2 protein-coding genes are annotated in these 3783 nt (G+C 68.4%); one reads left to right on the top strand and one right to left on the bottom strand.

Annotated features, from left to right (window positions below; genetic code table 11):
- Positions 1-114: 114 nt before the first annotated feature.
- Positions 115-1713 carry a helicase HerA-like domain-containing protein gene (locus tag ACYPYD_RS02025; RefSeq protein ID WP_459661875.1) on the bottom strand — a complete coding sequence of 533 codons (1599 nt, stop codon included), beginning with the start codon at positions 1711-1713 and terminating at the stop codon, positions 115-117.
- 180 nt (positions 1714-1893) lie between these two features.
- Between ACYPYD_RS02025 and pabB the strand changes: the two genes are divergently transcribed.
- Positions 1894-3690, top strand: coding sequence for an aminodeoxychorismate synthase component I (gene pabB / locus ACYPYD_RS02020; RefSeq protein WP_459661874.1), 1797 nt, complete (start codon positions 1894-1896; stop codon positions 3688-3690).
- Positions 3691-3783 lie beyond the last annotated feature (93 nt).

Raw genomic sequence — 3783 nt, 5'->3', positions numbered from 1 at the left:
GACTTGATCCGGGACCGCTGGCCGTGACCCGGCCGCCGGCCAGCGCGTGCAACGCGCTTCTGCCCAAGGATCGCCACCTGTCCCGGATCAAGTCCGGGACGACGAGCCTTCGCACTATCGCATCAATCCGCCGATGAGGTTGCGCGCGAACCTGCCAAGTCCGGGGAAGCCGATCGCCTTGCCCAGCGCATCACCCACCGTCCCGGCAGCGGCGCTGGCGGCCGAGGCCTTGGGGCTGGCGCGGCTCTTCTTGCCCTGCATCGTCTGCGCGAGGATCGACCCGGCGCTGGCGGCCGCAGCCCCGGCGGCGGCCTTGGCGACCTTGCCGCCGATGCCGTCCCACAAGCCGGGGCTCCTGCGCTCCTGCTTGGCGACCTCGTCGCGGCCCTTCTCCTCCACCTCTTGCGCAGTGGCGGCGGCGTCGGCGGCCTTGGCGGCGAGCACTTCCTCCGCGCTCTCGCGGTCGACGCGGGTGTCGTATTTGCCCTCGAAGGGGCTGATCGACTGGACGATCGCACGCTCCTTGTCGGTGATCGGCCCCAGCCTCGAGCGCGGCGGCGCCACCAGCGTGCGCTGTACCACCGAAGGCGCGCCGTCGTCGCCCAGCGTGGAGACCAGCGCCTCGCCCACCTTCAACTCGGTGATCGCCGCCTCGACGTCGAGCTGCGGGTTGATGCGGAAGGTATCGGCGGCCGCCTTGATCGCGCGCTTGTCACGCGGGGTGAAGGCGCGCAGCGCATGCTGGACGCGGTTGCCGAGCTGCCCGGCGATCTCCTCGGGAATGTCGATCGGGTTCTGCGTCACGAAGTAGACGCCCACGCCCTTGGAACGGACGAGGCGAACGACCTGCTCGACCTTGTCCTGCAGCGCCTTGGGCGCATCGTCGAACAGCAGGTGCGCCTCGTCGAAGAAGAACACCAGCTTGGGCTTCTCCGGATCGCCGACTTCGGGCAGCACCTCGAACAGTTCGGACAGCAGCCAGAGCAGGAACGTCGCGTAGAGCTTCGGGCTGCGCATCAGCTTGTCGGCGGCGAGCACGTTGATGTAGCCGCGTCCCTGATCGTCGCACTTGATGAAATCGGCGATCTCCAGCGCGGGCTCACCGAAGAACTGCGCCGCCCCCTGGCTGTCGAGCGCAAGGAGCTGGCGCTGGATGGTGCCGACGCTCGCCTTGGACACGTTGCCGTACTTGAGGCCCAGATCGGCGGCGTTCTGCCCCACGTAGGCAAGCATCGCCTGCAGATCTTCGAGGTCCAGCAGCAGCAGGCCCTGTTCGTCGGCATAGCGGAAGACGATGTTGAGCACGCCCTCCTGCGTCTCGTTGAGGTCCATCAGCCGGGCCAGCAGCAGCGGTCCCATCTCGGAGATCGTAGTGCGCACCGGATGGCCCTGCTCGCCGTAGATATCCCAGAAGACCGCGGGGTTGTCGGCGTAGGCATAGTCGGCGATGCCGATCTCCTTCGCCCGCGATTCCAGGATGGCGGCGTTCTTGAACTGCGGGCTCCCGGCCATGCACACGCCCGAGAGGTCGCCCTTCACGTCGGCCATGAACACCGGCACCCCGGCGGCGGAGAATTGCTCGGCAATGGTCTGCAGGGTCACCGTCTTGCCGGTGCCGGTCGCGCCCGCGATCAGGCCATGGCGGTTGGCGCGGCCGAGGCGCAGCACCTGCCGCTCTCCATCGCCGCCTAGTCCGAGGAAAATCTCGTTCATCCCGTCGTCTCCAAGCCCTGTCGCACCATGGGTGTAGCGTGGCAATCGGTGCTGCGGAAGGGCCCACCCCCAACCCCTCCCGCAAGCGGGAGGGGAGCGAGACTTACGAAGCCGCAGGCGTAGTTAGTCGCAGCGGGGTGGGCACAGCGGCAAACTCCCGCTAAAGGCCCGCCCGATCCCATGACCGACCCTTTCGTCCTCCTCGATGACGCCCGCAGCGAAGGCGCCGCCGATGCCCGGCTCTACCGCGGCGCCCGCGAAACCGTAGTGGCGATGCGCGGTGACGAGGTGCTGCCCGCGCTGGAGCGTCTGCAGGCCCTCTCGCGGCAGGGCCTGCATTTGGCGGGCTACATGACCTACGAGGCCGGACTGGCGCTGGAACCGCGCCTCGCCGGGCGCTTGCGGGAAACCGGTGCCCCGCTGCTGTGGTTCGGCGCCTTCGAGGGGTACGAGACGCTTTCTCCCGCCCAGGTCCCGCTCTGGCTGGTCGCCGGTGCCGGGCCGGAGCGCCCCGCCATCGGGCCGCTGGAGCCGCAAGTCGATCTCGGCGGCTACGAACGGGCCTTCGCCGCTATCCACGGCGCGATTCAAGCGGGCGACATCTACCAGGCGAACCTCACGCTGCCGCTTGCAGGCTCGTGGAGCGGCGACCCGCTGGCGCTCTACGCCGCGCTGCGCCCGCGCGCGGCGGCCGGTTACGGCGCGGTCATCCACGACGGCGCGCGCTGGCACCTCAGCTTCTCGCCGGAGCTGTTCTTCAGCCTTTCGGGCCGCGAGGCGGAAGTGCGCCCGATGAAAGGCACCCGCCCGCGCGGCCGCGATGCCGCCGGCGATGCCGCGCTGGCCGCCGATCTTGCCGCCAGCGCCAAGGACCGCGCCGAGAACCTGATGATCCTCGACCTCATGCGCAACGATCTGTCGCGCGTGGCCGAGCCGGGCAGCGTCCGGGTGGAAAACCCTTTCGCGATCGAGAGCTACCCCACCGTCCACCAGATGGTCTCAACAGTGCGCGCCACGCTTCCCGAGGGGCGCGGCGGACTCGACCTTTTGCGTGCCCTGTTCCCCTGCGGCTCGATCACCGGAGCGCCCAAGATCCGCGCCATGGAACTGATCGCCGAAGCCGAGCGGACACCGCGCGGGCTTTACTGCGGTTCTATCGGTTATCTCGAACCCTCTGGCGATGCGGCTTTCAATGTGGCAATCCGCACTCTGCGTCTCGACCGTGACGGTCGCGCTGTCCTAGGGGTCGGGTCCGCCGTGGTCGCGGATTCGCAAGCGCTTCCCGAATGGCGGGAATGTCTGGTCAAAGGGGGTTTCGTGCGAGAGTCGCAAGTGCAGGTTGCCGGAGAAGTGGTGTCGCCTGCCAGCTTCGATCTGATCGAGACGATGCGCTTCACGCCCGAAAACGGCATCGCGCTGCTTGAGCCGCACCTTGAACGCATAGCTGCGAGCGCCGCGACGCTGGGCTTCGGCTTCGACCGGCATGCGGTGCGCAACGCCATCCAGGCGCTGTGTTTCGAGGCGGAAGCCGCATCGAAGCTGCGCCTTGTGGTCGGCCGGACCGGGGCATTCTCGCTCGAACTGTCCGAGTTGCCCGCTCCTCTGACGGAGCCCGCCACCGTCGCGGTACTGCGCCTGCCGGTCGACAGCGGCGACTGGCGGCTCGCCCACAAGACCACCGATCGCGGCTTCTACGACAAGGGCCTCGAAGTGGCGCGCGCGAACGGCGCGGACGAGGCGATCCTGCTGCGCGACGACGGCCTCGTCACCGAGGGCTGCTTCACCAACCTGTTCGTCGAGCGCGGCGGCATGCTGCTGACCCCGCCCGCGACGCTGGGCCTGCTGCCGGGCGTGCTGCGCCGTTCGCTGCTGGATTCGGGCCGCGCGGTGGAAGCGCAGCTGACGCTGGACGATCTGGCAGGTGGGTTCTTCATCGGCAACGCCCTGCGCGGGCTGATCCCGGCGCGGCTGCTGTAAATGGTAGATGTTCGGCCTGATGGGGCTTCGACAAGCTCAGCCTGAGCGGTTTTGAGAGCAGGTCTTTAAATTCCGCTCAGGCTGAGCTTGTCG

The organism is Novosphingobium sp. 11B, assembly GCF_054589055.1.
Note: the sequence above shows the minus strand (reverse complement) of the source record. Positions and strands in the feature narration are given on the sequence as shown.